This window comes from Floccifex sp., from assembly GCF_051873555.1.
Classification (GTDB): domain Bacteria; phylum Bacillota_I; class Bacilli_A; order Erysipelotrichales; family Erysipelotrichaceae; genus Floccifex.
In genome coordinates this window covers 1-14,533 of the sequence record NZ_JBJEEY010000039.1, presented here as the reverse complement: position 1 = coordinate 14,533, position 14,533 = coordinate 1, and the positions used below count along the sequence as shown (strand labels likewise).

Here is a 14,533-nt window from a genome sequence, read left to right as displayed (position 1 = left end):
GGGTACATTTTTTTGTTACCCCCTAAATGTTGTTATTCTTAACTTAATGACATTGCTAGGGTTCCTGTCTTTTTTTTTGTTCCTTTCTAAAACCATAATAAAAGAAAGATAAAAAATTGGAAACAAAAACCGGCAAAAACTGCCGGAAAAAATAACCTCAAGAAATATAAAAGGGTCAATCTTACCAGAAAAGAAAAAACCTCATGATTTTAAAGGCCGACTTTGACCTCATCTAGTTTTAAATATTCGAAATATCGATATTTCTGTCATTATTGTTATATATGTGATGATACAAACAAGATATAATTATAGTAAATAGAAAAGGAGACAGATTATGAATTCAATCTACTATACTTTGATTATTGGAATTATTATTGTTATTTTTTATGTTATTTTTTATTTAGCTGTAAGAAAAAAACTAACAAAAAAGAAAAGATGGATGATTGAATGTATTTTTGCAGGAGTATTTGGAATCATTATCATTGGTTCGACTATTCTTTTGAATCCACCTGTTAATGCAAAGATAGAAGAAGATTAAATTATTTTTAAATCAAATGAAAAAGTACAAATTTCAAATATAAAAAATATTGAATATTTTGAAAATACAAAAATTGAACTGGTAGCCAATGGATTTCGATGGGGAAACAAAGATTATTATTCTGGAGATGCCAATATTCGTTTTCTAAATACAGATGGAACTGAAAAAGAATATGTCTACAAGTGCAAAGCTTATCTGAATGGAAATACAGATGATTATATTTTGATAGAATTAAAAGATTCAAATCAATCTTATGTTTTTAATTTTGATGAAACAAATAAAACTTCAACATTTTATGAACAGGTTATTAAATTGTATAGAAAATAAGACTGGATGAAGATTTTCATTCGTTTTTTATTGACAGGGAATGAGGATATGATTATAATGGCTAATGAATATTAGCCTAACAAGGAGAAAACTCTATGGATACCAAACAAAGAATTCTTTTGGAGGCATTGAGATTGTTTTCAAAAAGAGGATATGATGCCGTTAGTGTAGAACAAATTGCCGGTGCAGTGGGAATCAAAGCGCCTTCTTTATATAAACATTATAAAAGTAAAAAAGATATTTTTGATGCGATATTTGAAGAAACAGCAAAAAGATATGAAGATTTTACCAGATCCATTTCCGTTCCAGTAACGGATTCAAAACAGGATGTTGTTCTTTTTGAAAATATTACGGCAGAAGATCTTGTTCAAAAAGTAAAATCATTGATTCAATATTCTTTGCATGATGAATATGTTAGTAAATTCAGAAAGATGATGACCATTGAGCAATTTCGTTCACCAGAACTATCACAGTTGTATTCCGATCGATATGTGAATCAGATTCAGAATTATCATACTTATCTGTTCACAAAAATGATGGAAGCGGGTGTACTGATAAAAGAGGATCCTAGCATTCTTGCGATGCTTTATGATGCACCCATTCTTGTGATGCTTTCGGAGTGTGATCGGCATCCAGAGAAAGAGGAAGAATATATAAAAAAATTAGAAGATCATGTTCGATTATTTTATAAGACATTTTCTTGCAGCAAGACGCATAAGACGCAGGGCTGAAACTATTAGGTTTCGGTTACTGCGTTTTTTATAAATAGGAGGAGATTATGGAAGCAATTGTTTATGTGACAAATACAGGGAATACCCAAAGATATGCCAAATTGCTGGCAGAGCATATTGATTTGCCTGTGTATTCTTTAGAAGAGTCAAAAAGAAATTTAAAAAGAGGAACGGAAATAATTTTTCTTGGATGGGTTATGGCTAATGAAATTAAAGGGTATAAAGAGGCAAATGAATATTTTTCGATTTGTATGGTCTGTGCAGTGGGGATGAATGAAAATGGTTCTCATCCTGAAGAAATTCGAAAAGCCAATTTCATTTTGGAAGACATACCTCTTTTCACTTTACAGGGAGGTCTCTATCTGGAAAATTTGAAGGGTGCCAACAAGATGATCATGAAAATGGTGATAAAAAAAATGAAAAAAGATTTATTGAAAAAAAACAATCGAACAGATCAGGAGAATAATATGCTGGATTTGATGATCCATGGTGGAAGCAGGGTCTGCATTGAAAATCTATCCGATGTACTGTCTTGGTATAAAGAGGAGAAAGGATAAAAAATGGAAAAGAATCAATTAAAACGAATCATAGAACGAATTAAAGAAGATTTAAATATGGATAATGATAAAAAAATAAAAATGGTTCAAAAGTTTGTATATGAACTTGAGAATTCATTCAATTTTTTTCGAAATAAATGAAAAGAGTGTAAAAATGATTTTAGATATTGTATCAGTTTTTAGTTTTGCATTGATGACCATTGGTCTTCATATTATTATGCCCAGTCCCAAAGCAACTATGGATGTTTCTGTATTTGATTCAATATTTGTGAAATGTTTTGGTTTTTCTTTTGTGGCAACTGTTTATTTTGTCATATTGTTTTTACATATTTTATGGGTCATAAAAAAATACGCAATTCATACAAAATTGGGGAAATGGAAAACCGGGATTAGTCTTGGAATGTTGTATGCACTTCTTTATATGGGTGGGATGCAGGAAGTTATTGTTTCTGCTTCTTTTCTTTCTACATATGGAATAGACTTTATTATCTATGAATTTTTCATGGGTTTAGCGGATGCGATACCTGCTTTTCTATTGTGTTTGTTTTTATGTTGTCGATATGCTCTTCTAGAAAAAAATCAAATAGAAATGGGAGATAAAGAAAATTATATTCGCATCATAGAGATTGTACTATCCTTTTTTATTTGGAGACTATTTGGTTATATAACAGGAATAACAGACAGTGAATTCTCAATAACGCCTATACCTGTTTTAGTATGGACATTTGTTTTTGGCATGATATTTGGAATTGGCTACTGCATGATTCAATTATTGACAGACGAAAATAGAGGGATAGATTTCTTTTACATAATGGGAATCAATTGGATCTGGTTTAATTGCTATATTGGATTAATTGCTAAAAATACATTTTTACTGATGTTTATAAGATCTGGATTGGATGTTATGGCAATAATGACAGGCTCTTATCTAGTAGAAAAGAGAATAAAATGATTCCATTTGCAGGTATTGCTGTTCTAATAGGAATGCTGTTTACAGGTTTTATAATGATCTTGATTTCAGTATCTGTATATTTAATTTTTGACAGGCATAAGTCAGCAAGCCTATCAAAAATATTTATTTTTATTGGTATATCAATAATGATATATCCAATTTTGTTCTTTTATATGATGGTTTCAAATCATGAAAAACAAATAAAGGAAGAATATGTTTATAATGAAGAATTCACAGAAACATTTCTGGACTCGGATCAATCAACAGGATTTCGATTGGTGGTAGTGGATTGTGTAGCTGGATCAAAAATATATGAACTTGAAAAAACATTGGATGGAGGCAAAAATTGGATTTTGATTAACAAAGATCCTTTTCATGGGAAATCGGGATTGGTCAAAGAAATCAATTTTGAATATGAAGATTATGGTTGTATTGTCATTACAAATGTTTCAGGAACCCGTTTGACAAAGTTTGTGACTTATGATGGTGGCATCACTTTTTCAGAAACGGAATCGTATTTTACAGATAATGGTTATTAGCTATAGTATAAGTGAGGTATCAAAATGAAAAAATGGATATTTTGTCCACTATGTAATGGAAAAACTCGATTACAGATAGTAGAGACAACGAAAATGAAAGATTTTCCTTTGTTTTGTCCAAAATGTAAACGGGAAATGTTGATTGAAGTGAATCATTACAAAGTAAGAATGATATCACAGATAAAATAGAAAGTGTTAGAAAAGGAAAAGTGTTTATGAAAAAGAGAAAAATTTTTTTGAAGGTTATACTTTGTATGGGGATGGTTGTAAGTATCATATGTTTATTTATGAAATATCAGATTCATAAAACCTATAAAAGACTAGATGAAGTAAAAAGTATAGATGTTTCTCAAGTAGAGGATGGTATATATCTGGGTGTAGAAGAAACAGATTTAGTAAAAGTAACCGTGGAAGTAACTGTTAAAAATCATCAGATAACAGATATTCATCTGCTTCGTCATGAAAATGGAAAGGGATATATGGCTGAAAGTATGATACCTGAAATGATTGAAAAGAATACAAGTGAGGTGGATACCGTAACTGGAGCCACTATGTCCAGCAAAACCATTAAAGCTGCAGTAAGAAACGCATTGGCAAAAGGATTAAAATAACGGAATAGGGATACTTCCAGTAATGGAATGAATCAATGTTGAGATTATATACATGGATATATTTATTGTGATTCCAAAAGTAAATGGTATTAGATGTATTATAAATTACATTGGCAACGTATAATGATTGTAAGATCATTCTTTTATATGGTTATGCCCTATTTATAAAAGAAAATCTGATATAGCCTGAAGTAGGTGATTTCTCAGGGAATTTCAGTTTCTATGTTTAACACATGGTTTACAAACTATTGTTGTTTTTCTACTTGGATTTGGAATTCATAAAATGGTAAAAAGTATTTATAGTCGTTTCTTGTCATAGAAATGACTTTTTTTTATACTTAATAAAAAAGGTAAAGTATATGAATGAAAAATTAATTGAACAGGAATATTCTTTTTTAAAAGATGAAATTTTTTTAAATGTATCTTCGGTTGTGATGCCTCCACTTCGTGTACAAAATGCATATCGAAATTTTATGGATGATTATGTGTCAAATTATGGAGATGATGTGGTTTCTAAATCTTGGGGCATAGTGAATCAAACGCGTAAAGTGGTATCTCAATTGATTCATTGTGATTCTAGTGAAATTGGATTTGTGAAAAATACGTGTGAAGGTGTTTCGATTTTGGCTTTTGGGTTTCCCTTTGAAAAAGGCGACAATGTCATTGTCATAGATCAGGAACATCAGGCAAATTTATTTCCCTGGATCCATGTCCATCAACAAAAAGGAATTGATTTACATGTGGTTAAGAGTCATGATGGTAATATTTTTATAGAAGATATTATCAATCAAATGGATGATCATACAAGAATTGTCGCAATTTCGGCAATTCAGTTTAGTACTGGTTTTTATATGGATTTAAAGGAATTAGGAAATATTTGTCATCAAAAAAATATTTTATTCATGGTAGATGGTATTCAGGCTTTGGGTAGAATGCATATAGACGTACAGGAAATGCATATTGATTATATGGCTTCTGGAACGAATAAAGGTTTATTAGGAACGCTGGGAGCCGGTTTTGTGTATTGTTCTAAAAAATGGATTGAAAAAATTACACCGTTATATGCTTCGTATCAAAGTGTAATCAATCATGTCAGTCCACCTGCTATTACAACGAATTTTGATTTTATAGAATGGCATACAGATGCCAGAAGATTTGAATCGGGTAATTTGAGTTATAATTGTATTTTGGCACTTCAAAAAGGTATTGAATTGATTTTGGAGTTGGGAATTGAAAATATTGAGTCCAAAATTATTTCTTTGGAGAAGTATTTGCGAAATAAAATAAAGAATGTTTCTTTAAAAGTAGTCGAATTCAAGAATGAAAAAAATTATGGTGGGATTGTTTGTGTGTATTATCCAATAAATTATGAAAATAGTGTAAAAGAGGTTTTAAAGAAATATAAAATTCATTGTACTATGCGTGGAGGTTATATTCGTTTGGGAATTAATTTTTATAATACATTTGAACAAATGGAACAAGTTTCAAAAGCAATTCATGAAATGGATTGTTTAGGGTAATTTACTTATCATTTTATATTTCTTGCGCTATACTAGGTGTATTACAGAAATGGGAGGATCCATATGACAAAGATTGATATTTTTTCTGGTTTTTTAGGAGCTGGAAAAACAACTTTAATAAAAAAGTGTTTAAAAGAAGCGTTTCAAAATGAACAAATTGTCTTGATTGAAAATGAATTCGGTGAAATTGGAATTGATGGGGGTTTCTTAGAAGAAGCAGGTATTCAAATTCGTGAAATGAATTCTGGTTGTATTTGTTGTTCTTTAGTAGGTGATTTTTCTTTGGCTTTATCTAAGGTAGTAGAAGACTATCATCCGGATCGTATTTTAATTGAGCCTTCGGGTGTTGGAAAGTTATCGGATATCATTGGGGCAGTTGAAAAAGTAAAAAGTGATATTGATATTCAAATGAATAGTTTTGTTTGTGTTGTTGATGCCAAAAAAGTGAAAATGTATTCAAAAAATTTTGGAGAGTTTTACAACAATCAAATTGAGTCAGCAAATGTGATTGTATTGAGTCGAAGCCAGAATTTAAGTGAAGAAAAGTTAAAAGATGTGCTTCATATTTTAAAGGAACATAACGATCATGCAGCTATTATCACAACGCCATGGGATCAAATTGATGGAAAAGAAATCTTAGATGTCATGGAGTCTAGAGAAAGTTTAGAACAATTGATGTTAGAAGAACAGAAAGTGTTACATGAACATGATCATGATGAAGAATGTGAATGTGGTCATCATCATCACCATCATGATGAAGAATGTGAATGTGGACATCATCACCATCATGATGAAGAATGTGAATGTGGACATCATCACCATCATGATGAAGAATGTGAGTGTGGACATCATCATCACCATGATGAAGAATGTGAGTGTGGTCATCATCACCATCATGATGCCGATGAAGTCTTTACAAGCTGGGGAAGTGAAACGATTCATGTGTATTCCAAAGAAGAATTGGATGTGATTTTAGAATCTTTAAATACAAATCAATATGGAACCATTTTAAGAGCTAAGGGAATGGTGGCTTCCAATGAAAATGACTGGTTCTATTTTGATATGGTTCCAGGTGAAGTAGAAATTCGTTTGGGTAAACCTCAATATACGGGTCGAGTTTGTGTTATTGGTTCGGATTTAAAAGAAGATGCATTAGCTTCTTTGTTTGAAATTTAGGAGAATATATGACAGTCCCTGTTTATTTGTTTACGGGTTTTTTAGAAAGTGGAAAAACAACTTTAATTTGTGATACATTAGATAGTCCGGATTTTACAGAAAATGAAAAGTCTTTATTGATTTGTTGTGAAGAAGGCTTAGAAGACTATGCAAAGTCTTCTTTAAAGAAATGGAAAACTGATCTTTTCTTTATTGATTCTTTAGAAGATTTAAGTTATGAATTATTGATTGAATTGAATAAAAAATATAGACCTGATCGTGTTTTAATTGAATACAATGGAACATGGAATCCTAAAGATTTTATGGAAATGGAACTTCCCATTGGGTGGTTAGTGGTTCAAATTGTATCTTGTGTGGATGCTTCTACGTTTCAAATGTATGCGCAGAATATGAAACAAATGATTTTTAATCAGCTAGTGTATTCAGACTTGATTATTTTTAATCGATGCGATGAAAATACGGATAAGCGTTTTATTCGCAATAATGTAAAAGCCATTAATAAAAATGCACAAGTGATTTATGAATCATTGGATGGAAGCGTAACCGATCAATTGTCACAGGAAGAACTTCCATTTGATTTAGATGCCGATGTGATTCAAATTGAAGACGATGACTATGGTTTATTTTATATGGATGCTCTGGATTATCCAGATAAATATAAAGGAAAAACAATTGAGGTTAAGGGAATTGCGATTAGTGCTGTAGAAGGCAATAAAAACGCAATGGTCATGGGACGATATGCTATGGTTTGTTGCGCAGATGATGTTTCGCTTTGTGGTATTCTGGTTCGTAATGTAGATCGTACAAAATTCAATCAAAATGACTGGGTAAAATTAAAAGGTATTATTCATGTGCTTTTTAATCCGGAATATGAGCGTTATTTTATTGTCATTGATGCATTGGAAGTCAATGTTGTAGAGCCTTTAAAAGATCCATATGTATATTTTAGCTAAGATTTTGTCTTAGCTTTTTTTGTTTGATGTATAATAGAATTAATAGTTTGGAGATGGAAGCATGAAAGTAACTATCATTGGGATTGCTGGTGGATCTGGGTCGGGTAAGTCTACGTTTTCGAATCGTTTAAAGAAATATTTTAAAGATGATATTTCAATTTTGTATCATGATAATTATTATAGAAAACAAGTCAATACAACATATGAACAACGAACAAAAGTGAATTATGATCATCCAAATTCATTAGAAACAGATTTATTGATTCATCATTTAAAGGAATTAAAAGAAGGAAAAGATATTTATTGTCCGGTTTATGATTTTAGTGATCATAATCGAAGCGATGAAACGATTTTAGTCAAGAGTAAACCTGTTATTTTGGTAGAAGGGATTCTTTTGTTTGAAAATGAAGAATTACGTAATATGTTTGATATGAAAATTTATGTGGATTCGGATGCAGATGAAAGAATTTTAAGACGAATTCTAAGGGATGTAGAACAAAGAGGTCGTGATTTAAATGGGGTTATTACGCAATATTTAAATACAGTTAAGCCTATGCATGCTTTATATGTAGAACCAACTCGCCAAATGGCAGATATAGTGATTAATAGTGGATTTAATGACGTTGCGTTTGATTTAATTCGATTGCGAATTGAAAAATTTTGTGACGAATCGAATGAAGGTATAGTAAAATAATACTAATAGAAAAGAGGAAAGAGAATGGCAAGTGAATATGCGATTGAAATGCTCAATATCACAAAGCGTTTTCCGGGAATTGTTGCGAATGATAATATTACGTTACAACTGAAAAAAGGAGAAATACATGCTCTTTTAGGAGAAAATGGTGCCGGGAAGTCAACTTTGATGAGTGTCTTGTTTGGGCTTTATCAGGCAGAAGAAGGAATCATTAAAAAAGATGGGGTTCAAGTAGATATTAAGGATCCTAATGATGCCAATGAACTTGGAATTGGAATGGTTCATCAGCATTTTAAATTAGTAGATTGTTTTTCTGTGCTTGATAATATTATTTTGGGTGTAGAGCCTACAAAGAATGGTTTTTTGCAGAAAAAAGAAGCGCGAAAGAAAATTGTGGAATTATCGGATCGATATGGTTTAATGGTGGATCCGGATGCTTTGGTGGAAGATATTACGGTAGGTATGCAGCAGCGTACAGAAATTTTAAAGATGTTGTATCGTGATAGTGAGATTTTAATTTTTGATGAACCAACGGCGGTTTTAACGCCACAAGAAATTCATGAATTAATGAAAATCATGAAGAATTTATCAAAAGAAGGAAAATCTATTTTATTTATTTCTCATAAGTTACAGGAAATTATGGAAGTAGCGGATCGTTGTACGGTTTTGCGTAAAGGGAAATATGTTGGAACTGTAGAAACAAAGAATACAACTATGGAAGAGTTATCTGCAATGATGGTGGGACGAAATGTGAGTTTCCATGTTCAAAAAGAAGATAAACAAGCAGGTGAAGTGATTTTAGATGTCAATGATATTTCTGTGGCTTCGAAAACAAAAGGAAAAGATGCAGTTAATCATGTGTCTTTTAATGTACGGGCTGGTGAAATTGTTTGTATTGCAGGAATTGATGGCAATGGGCAAACAGAATTGGTCTATGGAATTACGGGTCTGGAACCTTTAAAGAATGGTTCTTTGATTTATAAGGGAGAAGATATCACAAAACAATCAATTCGTTATCGATCTGTTCATGGGATGTCTCATATTCCAGAGGATCGTCATAAACATGGATTGGTTTTGGATTATCCATTGGAATTTAATTTGGTTTTACAGCGTTATTTTGAAGATGAATTTACAAGTAAAACTGGTTTTTTGAAGCGAAAAGAAATTCGTGCATATTCAGATAAACTGATTGATGAATATGATATTCGTTCTGGACAGGGTTCCATTACTTTGACGCGTTCAATGTCAGGTGGAAATCAGCAAAAAGCAATCATTGCACGTGAAATTGACAAAGATCCGGATTTATTGATTGCGGTTCAGCCTACGCGTGGAGTTGATGTCGGTGCTATTGAATCGATTCATAAACAATTAATTGAACAACGAGATGCTGGAAAAGCAGTATTACTGGTTTCTTTGGAATTGGATGAAGTTATGGATGTTCCCGATCGTATTTTAGTGATGTATGAAGGTGAAATTGTTGGTGAATTGGATCCTAAGAAAACGACACAAGAAGAATTGGGATTGTACATGGCTGGAGCAAAACGAGATGAGGTGAAGAAGGCATGAAGTCAAAAAAGAATTTATTAAGAAATGATGCGATTCAAGCTATTCTTTGTTCTTTGGTCTGTGTTTTGATTGGAGTCATTGTGGGTTATCTGGTTTTATTGGCTATTGATCCAAGTGGAGCTGGACAAGCTATTACAGCTATTTTGAAAAACTGGCTGAATTCGAGTATGACCAATCTTCGTTTGAAGAATTTAGGAATGACGCTGGTTAATACAGCTCCATTGATTCTTTGTTCGTTATCGGTTTTATTTGCGTATAAAGTTGGTTTATTTAATATTGGGGCTTCTGGTCAATATACAGCTGGTATGACTATTGCGTTGTATGCGGCTTTAGCCTGGCACCTAAACTGGGTAATTTGTCTGGTTTTAGCTGTATTGGCTGGGGCAATTATTGGAGCTATTTCCGGGGCTTTAAAAGCGTATAGAAATGTGAGTGAAGTTATTTCGGGGATTATGTTGAACTGGATCGTGTTGTATATTGCCAATATGGTTTTATCCAATGTAAAGGAACCAACTTCGACTTATACTTTGAAGCTTACACAAAATGCACAGAATTCTCTTTTACCAACATTGGGAATTGAAAAATTATTTAATAATTTCCAATATGCTTCCATTGCCATTCCTTTGGCGATTCTTGTTGCGATTTTGATTTGGATTTTACTTGAAAAAACAAAATTGGGATATGAATTAAAGGCAACGGGTTTAAATAAAAATGCAGCAAAATATGCGGGGATGAAAGAAAATCGAAATATCATATTAACAATGATGATTTCTGGGGCTTTAGCCGGTTTAGCAGCTGCTTGTCTGTATTTAACAGGAATTACACAATGGTCTACAGGAACAACTAGTGTTCCGGCTATGGGATTTAATGGAATTGCGGCTGCTTTCTTAGGTGGATTAAGTCCAATTGGATCTATTATTTCTTCTTATTTTATTCAACATATTACTTTAGGAGGAACTTCTATTAATTTATCGGTTTATCCATCTCAAGTTGCGGATTTAATGTCTGCTATCATTATTTATTTATGTGGATTTGTGGCTTTCTTTAAGTTAATGCTAAATAAATGGCTGGATAAAAAAGAAGCGAAAGGAGGAAAATAAAGTATGACTACATTTATTTTATTACTGCAATATACTTTAATTTTTGCCTCTGTTTTAACATTGGTTGCTTTAGGAGGATGTTATTCTGAGCACTCAGGTGTTATCAATATCGGATTAGAAGGAATCATGGTTATGGGTGCTTTAGGCGGGGCTCTTGTGATGCGATTTTTCCCGCAATTAACTGGTTTTGCGATGGTTGCAGCAGCTATGATTGGAGCTATGTTGTTTGGAATGATTTATTCGATTTTACTGGCTTTTTCAGCTGTCAATCTACAAGCCGATCAAACCATTATTGGAACGGCAATGAATATGCTGGGATTGGCTTTAGCAACTGTTATTGTAAAGGCAATTAATATGGCTCAGGATTCTTCAAATGTATCAAGTACAATGGTATATGTTGAACAAAAGAAAAACTTTATCATTCGTATTGGTCACTTTGAATTTAACTGGTTTATGGTGATTGCGATTGTGATTTTAGTCATTGCCTATATTGTTTTATATAAAACACGATTTGGTCTTCGCCTGCAATCTTGTGGTGAACACCCACAAGCAGCGGCTTCAGTTGGAATTGATGTCTATAAAATGCGTTGGTCAGGTGTTTTGATTTCTGGTTTGCTTGGTGGACTAGGTGGTTTGGTTTATATTTTAGCTGGTGTATCAGAATGGAAATTTGAAAATGGTGTAGCTGGTTTTGGATTTTTAGCCATGGCGGTTATGATTTTTGGTCAATATAAGCCAATTCGAATTGGTGTTTCGGCCATTTTATTTGGTTTATTCAGGGCTTTAGGATCGGTTTACACGGGATTCCCATTATTGGTGGCTTTACACCTTCCATCAACTGTATATAATATGCTTCCATATATTGTCTGTCTGGTGATTTTAGCTTTTACTTCGAAAAACTCACGAGCACCAAAAGCAGATGGTATACCATACGACAAATCGAGTCGATAGAGAATCCAGATGGATTCTCTTTTTTGAAATATTTTAAATGGTTTTTTCATAAAAAATGTAAGCCTTATCAATATTGAACTGGTCTATTTTTAGTGCTAAAATTATTTCATAAGGATTCATACGGAGGAACAAAATTATGAAAAAAATTCTTAAATTGTTTGTTGCGTTCAGTATGGTTTTTGGGTTAGCGGCTTGTGGTTCTGGTTCATCAGATAATGATGCATCTGAAATTCGTGTTGCCATGATCACTGACTCAGGAGACATTACTGACCAATCTTTCAACCAGACAACTTATGAAGCTGGTAAAGCATTCTGTGAAGAAAATAATATTGACTTCAACTATTACAAACCTTCTTCAGATGATGACTCAGCTCGTATTGCTATGGTTGACAAAGCTGTTGATGATGGATATAACGTTATCTTAATGCCTGGTTTCTTATTTGCGGAAGCTGCTGCTTATGGTACAAATACATATCCAGATGTTAAATTTATCGCATTAGACTTAAGTGAATATGATTTAAGTTCTGCTTCTGAAGAAGCTAACATGGATGCATTGTATTCTACAGTTTATCAAGAAGAAATTCCTGGATTCATGGCTGGTTATGCAGCTGTTAAAATGGGATATACTGAATTAGGATTCTTAGGTGGTATGGCTGTTCCTGCAGTTATTCGTTATGGTTATGGATTTGTTCAAGGTGCTGATGCTGCAGCGACTGAAATGAGCGTTAACATCAACATTAAATATGTATATGGTGGACAATTCTATGGTGATGCTGATATCACAGCTAAGATGGATACTTGGTTCTCTCAAGGTACACAAGTTGTATTCGCATGTGGTGGTGGAATCTACACTTCTGCTGCTGAAGCAGCTGCTAAAGTAAATGGTAAAGTAATTGGTGTTGACTCTGATCAGGCTCCTATTATTGATGGAACATATGGTGAAGGTATGACAATTACTTCTGCTATGAAAGGTTTAGCAAATACTGTTACAACTTTATTACAAGCAGTAGTTGATGGAAACTTCGCAGATTATGCTGGTAAAGTGGATAACTTAGGATTAATTAGTGAAGATCCTAGTGAAAACTATGTTGGATTGTCTGATTCAACTCAATGGTCTGATGCATTCTCTGAAGATGACTACAAAGAATTGACTAAGAAAATCTACAATGGTGATATCACTATTTCTAATGACACTGAAAATGAACCAACTGTAAGTGGAAATACAGCAGTTGATTACCAAGGTTCAATTAAATAATAAAAGACAGGCAGTCGAAAGGCTGCCTTTTTTAGAAGGGAATATACTATGAGTATTGTTGTGATTGGAGCAGTATTTGTGGATATCAAGGGATATCCATTTAATACATATATCCCTAAAGGAAGAAATGTTGGAAGAGTTGTTCAAGTTCATGGTGGAGTGGCTCGTAATGTTGCGGAAGACATTGCCAATATAGAATTACGACCAACTTTTGTGTCGTTAGTCGATAATACAGGTATGGGACAAGATGTATTACAGACTTTAAAAAATCATAAAGTAAATACAGATTATATTTGGGCAGTCGAAGATGGAATGGGAACGTGGTTAGCTATTTTTGATAATGATGGAGATGTCATTGGTTCTATTTCAAAGCGTCCGAGTTTAAAACCCATTGCCAATATTATTGAAGAAAATGAAGAAGCTATTTTTAAGGATTGTGATGGCATCATCATTGAATTGGATATGGAAAAAGAAATTGTAAAAAAAGTATTCAATGCGGCTAAAAAATATCAAAAAGATGTATATGCTTTGGTATCAAATATGTCCATTGCAGTAGAAAGACGACAAATGATACAAAATACAGCTTGTTTTGTTTGTAACCAGCAAGAAGCAGGTATTTTCTTTTCTGAAGATTATGATAATTTAAATGAAGAAGAAATGCTGGCGAAATTAATTGAAAATGTTAAGAGCGCCAATATTCCTAGAATGGTCGTTACAATGGGAGAAAAAGGAGCAGTCTTTGCGACAATGGATGGAGAAAATGGCATTTGTCCATCTAAAAAAGTGGAAGTAAAAGACACAACAGGCGCTGGGGATGCATTTTTAGCTGGTGTAGCCACTGGATTAATTTATGGAAAATCTATGATGGATGCCTGTAAAATTGGTACTCGATTGGCTTCGAGTGTAATTTGTACATCTGAAAGTGTTTGTCCTCGTTTTTTGCCTTCTGAATTTGGATTAGAAGTAAACAATGATTGAAAAATATCATTGTTTTTTTTTTACAAATTCACTTTTTTTTCGAATACATAAATAGGAGGAATACTATGTTAGATTTTAGAAATGA

At 32.8% G+C, this 14,533-nt stretch carries 17 protein-coding genes; all 17 read left to right on the top strand.

Annotation, left to right across the window (positions count from 1 at the left end; all coding sequences use genetic code 11):
* Window positions 1-334: 334 nt before the first annotated feature.
* Window positions 335-538, top strand: a complete 204-nt coding sequence (locus ACI32A_RS02385) for a hypothetical protein (RefSeq protein ID WP_439753423.1) — start codon at window positions 335-337, stop codon at window positions 536-538.
* A gap of 422 nt (window positions 539-960) precedes the next feature.
* On the top strand, window positions 961-1,596 hold the full coding sequence (locus ACI32A_RS02380; protein WP_439753422.1) for a TetR/AcrR family transcriptional regulator: 636 nt from the start codon (window positions 961-963) through the stop codon (window positions 1,594-1,596).
* 47 nt (window positions 1,597-1,643) lie between these two features.
* Window positions 1,644-2,153 (top strand): hypothetical protein, encoded by a 510-nt coding sequence (locus ACI32A_RS02375; protein WP_439753421.1) that lies wholly within the window; start codon window positions 1,644-1,646, stop codon window positions 2,151-2,153.
* 3 nt (window positions 2,154-2,156) lie between these two features.
* Complete coding sequence (locus ACI32A_RS02370) at window positions 2,157-2,294, top strand: hypothetical protein (RefSeq protein ID WP_439753420.1); 138 nt, start codon at window positions 2,157-2,159, stop codon at window positions 2,292-2,294.
* A 13-nt stretch (window positions 2,295-2,307) separates the two neighbouring features.
* A complete protein-coding gene (locus tag ACI32A_RS02365) occupies window positions 2,308-3,105 on the top strand; it encodes a hypothetical protein (RefSeq protein WP_439753419.1) in 798 nt (265 codons plus the stop codon).
* 173 nt (window positions 3,106-3,278) lie between these two features.
* The gene (locus ACI32A_RS02360; RefSeq protein WP_439753418.1) at window positions 3,279-3,644 is read left to right on the top strand and encodes a hypothetical protein; all 366 of its coding nucleotides are present in this window, start codon (window positions 3,279-3,281) and stop codon (window positions 3,642-3,644) included.
* 24 nt (window positions 3,645-3,668) lie between these two features.
* Window positions 3,669-3,833 carry a cysteine-rich KTR domain-containing protein gene (locus tag ACI32A_RS02355; RefSeq protein WP_439753417.1) on the top strand — a complete coding sequence of 55 codons (165 nt, stop codon included), beginning with the start codon at window positions 3,669-3,671 and terminating at the stop codon, window positions 3,831-3,833.
* A 98-nt stretch (window positions 3,834-3,931) separates the two neighbouring features.
* Window positions 3,932-4,255 carry an FMN-binding protein gene (locus tag ACI32A_RS02350; RefSeq protein ID WP_439753416.1) on the top strand — a complete coding sequence of 108 codons (324 nt, stop codon included), beginning with the start codon at window positions 3,932-3,934 and terminating at the stop codon, window positions 4,253-4,255.
* Window positions 4,256-4,614: 359 nt separating this feature from the next.
* A complete protein-coding gene (locus ACI32A_RS02345; RefSeq protein ID WP_439753415.1) occupies window positions 4,615-5,775 on the top strand; it encodes an aminotransferase class V-fold PLP-dependent enzyme in 1,161 nt (386 codons plus the stop codon).
* A 63-nt stretch (window positions 5,776-5,838) separates the two neighbouring features.
* The gene (locus tag ACI32A_RS02340; protein WP_439753414.1) at window positions 5,839-6,951 is read left to right on the top strand and encodes a GTP-binding protein; all 1,113 of its coding nucleotides are present in this window, start codon (window positions 5,839-5,841) and stop codon (window positions 6,949-6,951) included.
* 8 nt (window positions 6,952-6,959) lie between these two features.
* Window positions 6,960-7,904: a TIGR03943 family putative permease subunit gene (locus ACI32A_RS02335; protein WP_439753413.1), complete on the top strand. Its 945-nt coding sequence runs from the start codon at window positions 6,960-6,962 to the stop codon at window positions 7,902-7,904.
* 61 nt (window positions 7,905-7,965) lie between these two features.
* A complete protein-coding gene (gene udk / locus ACI32A_RS02330) occupies window positions 7,966-8,598 on the top strand; it encodes a uridine kinase (protein WP_439753412.1) in 633 nt (210 codons plus the stop codon).
* A 24-nt stretch (window positions 8,599-8,622) separates the two neighbouring features.
* The gene (locus ACI32A_RS02325; RefSeq protein WP_439753411.1) at window positions 8,623-10,164 is read left to right on the top strand and encodes an ABC transporter ATP-binding protein; all 1,542 of its coding nucleotides are present in this window, start codon (window positions 8,623-8,625) and stop codon (window positions 10,162-10,164) included.
* A complete protein-coding gene (locus tag ACI32A_RS02320) occupies window positions 10,161-11,264 on the top strand; it encodes an ABC transporter permease (protein ID WP_439753410.1) in 1,104 nt (367 codons plus the stop codon). The genes ACI32A_RS02325 and ACI32A_RS02320 overlap by 4 nt, the downstream gene beginning before the upstream one ends.
* Window positions 11,265-11,267: 3 nt before the next feature.
* Complete coding sequence (locus ACI32A_RS02315; RefSeq protein WP_439753409.1) at window positions 11,268-12,215, top strand: ABC transporter permease; 948 nt, start codon at window positions 11,268-11,270, stop codon at window positions 12,213-12,215.
* Window positions 12,216-12,351: 136 nt separating this feature from the next.
* Window positions 12,352-13,470: a BMP family ABC transporter substrate-binding protein gene (locus tag ACI32A_RS02310; protein ID WP_439753408.1), complete on the top strand. Its 1,119-nt coding sequence runs from the start codon at window positions 12,352-12,354 to the stop codon at window positions 13,468-13,470.
* Window positions 13,471-13,518: 48 nt separating this feature from the next.
* Window positions 13,519-14,448 (top strand): carbohydrate kinase family protein, encoded by a 930-nt coding sequence (locus ACI32A_RS02305; protein WP_439753407.1) that lies wholly within the window; start codon window positions 13,519-13,521, stop codon window positions 14,446-14,448.
* Window positions 14,449-14,533: the final 85 nt, after the last annotated feature.

Excerpts from the sequence above, each read along its gene's own strand:
- ACI32A_RS02385 (WP_439753423.1), top strand. The coding sequence starts at position 335 with ATGAATTCAATCTACTATACTTTGATTATTGGAATTATTATTGTTATT.
- ACI32A_RS02380 (WP_439753422.1), top strand. The coding sequence starts at position 961 with ATGGATACCAAACAAAGAATTCTTTTGGAGGCATTGAGATTGTTTTCA.
- ACI32A_RS02375 (WP_439753421.1), top strand. The coding sequence starts at position 1,644 with ATGGAAGCAATTGTTTATGTGACAAATACAGGGAATACCCAAAGATAT.
- ACI32A_RS02370 (WP_439753420.1), top strand. The coding sequence starts at position 2,157 with ATGGAAAAGAATCAATTAAAACGAATCATAGAACGAATTAAAGAAGAT.
- ACI32A_RS02365 (WP_439753419.1), top strand. The coding sequence starts at position 2,308 with ATGATTTTAGATATTGTATCAGTTTTTAGTTTTGCATTGATGACCATT.
- ACI32A_RS02360 (WP_439753418.1), top strand. The coding sequence starts at position 3,279 with ATGATGGTTTCAAATCATGAAAAACAAATAAAGGAAGAATATGTTTAT.
- ACI32A_RS02355 (WP_439753417.1), top strand. The coding sequence starts at position 3,669 with ATGAAAAAATGGATATTTTGTCCACTATGTAATGGAAAAACTCGATTA.
- ACI32A_RS02350 (WP_439753416.1), top strand. The coding sequence starts at position 3,932 with ATGAAATATCAGATTCATAAAACCTATAAAAGACTAGATGAAGTAAAA.
- ACI32A_RS02345 (WP_439753415.1), top strand. The coding sequence starts at position 4,615 with ATGAATGAAAAATTAATTGAACAGGAATATTCTTTTTTAAAAGATGAA.
- ACI32A_RS02340 (WP_439753414.1), top strand. The coding sequence starts at position 5,839 with ATGACAAAGATTGATATTTTTTCTGGTTTTTTAGGAGCTGGAAAAACA.
- ACI32A_RS02335 (WP_439753413.1), top strand. The coding sequence starts at position 6,960 with ATGACAGTCCCTGTTTATTTGTTTACGGGTTTTTTAGAAAGTGGAAAA.
- udk (WP_439753412.1), top strand. The coding sequence starts at position 7,966 with ATGAAAGTAACTATCATTGGGATTGCTGGTGGATCTGGGTCGGGTAAG.
- ACI32A_RS02325 (WP_439753411.1), top strand. The coding sequence starts at position 8,623 with ATGGCAAGTGAATATGCGATTGAAATGCTCAATATCACAAAGCGTTTT.
- ACI32A_RS02320 (WP_439753410.1), top strand. The coding sequence starts at position 10,161 with ATGAAGTCAAAAAAGAATTTATTAAGAAATGATGCGATTCAAGCTATT.
- ACI32A_RS02315 (WP_439753409.1), top strand. The coding sequence starts at position 11,268 with ATGACTACATTTATTTTATTACTGCAATATACTTTAATTTTTGCCTCT.
- ACI32A_RS02310 (WP_439753408.1), top strand. The coding sequence starts at position 12,352 with ATGAAAAAAATTCTTAAATTGTTTGTTGCGTTCAGTATGGTTTTTGGG.
- ACI32A_RS02305 (WP_439753407.1), top strand. The coding sequence starts at position 13,519 with ATGAGTATTGTTGTGATTGGAGCAGTATTTGTGGATATCAAGGGATAT.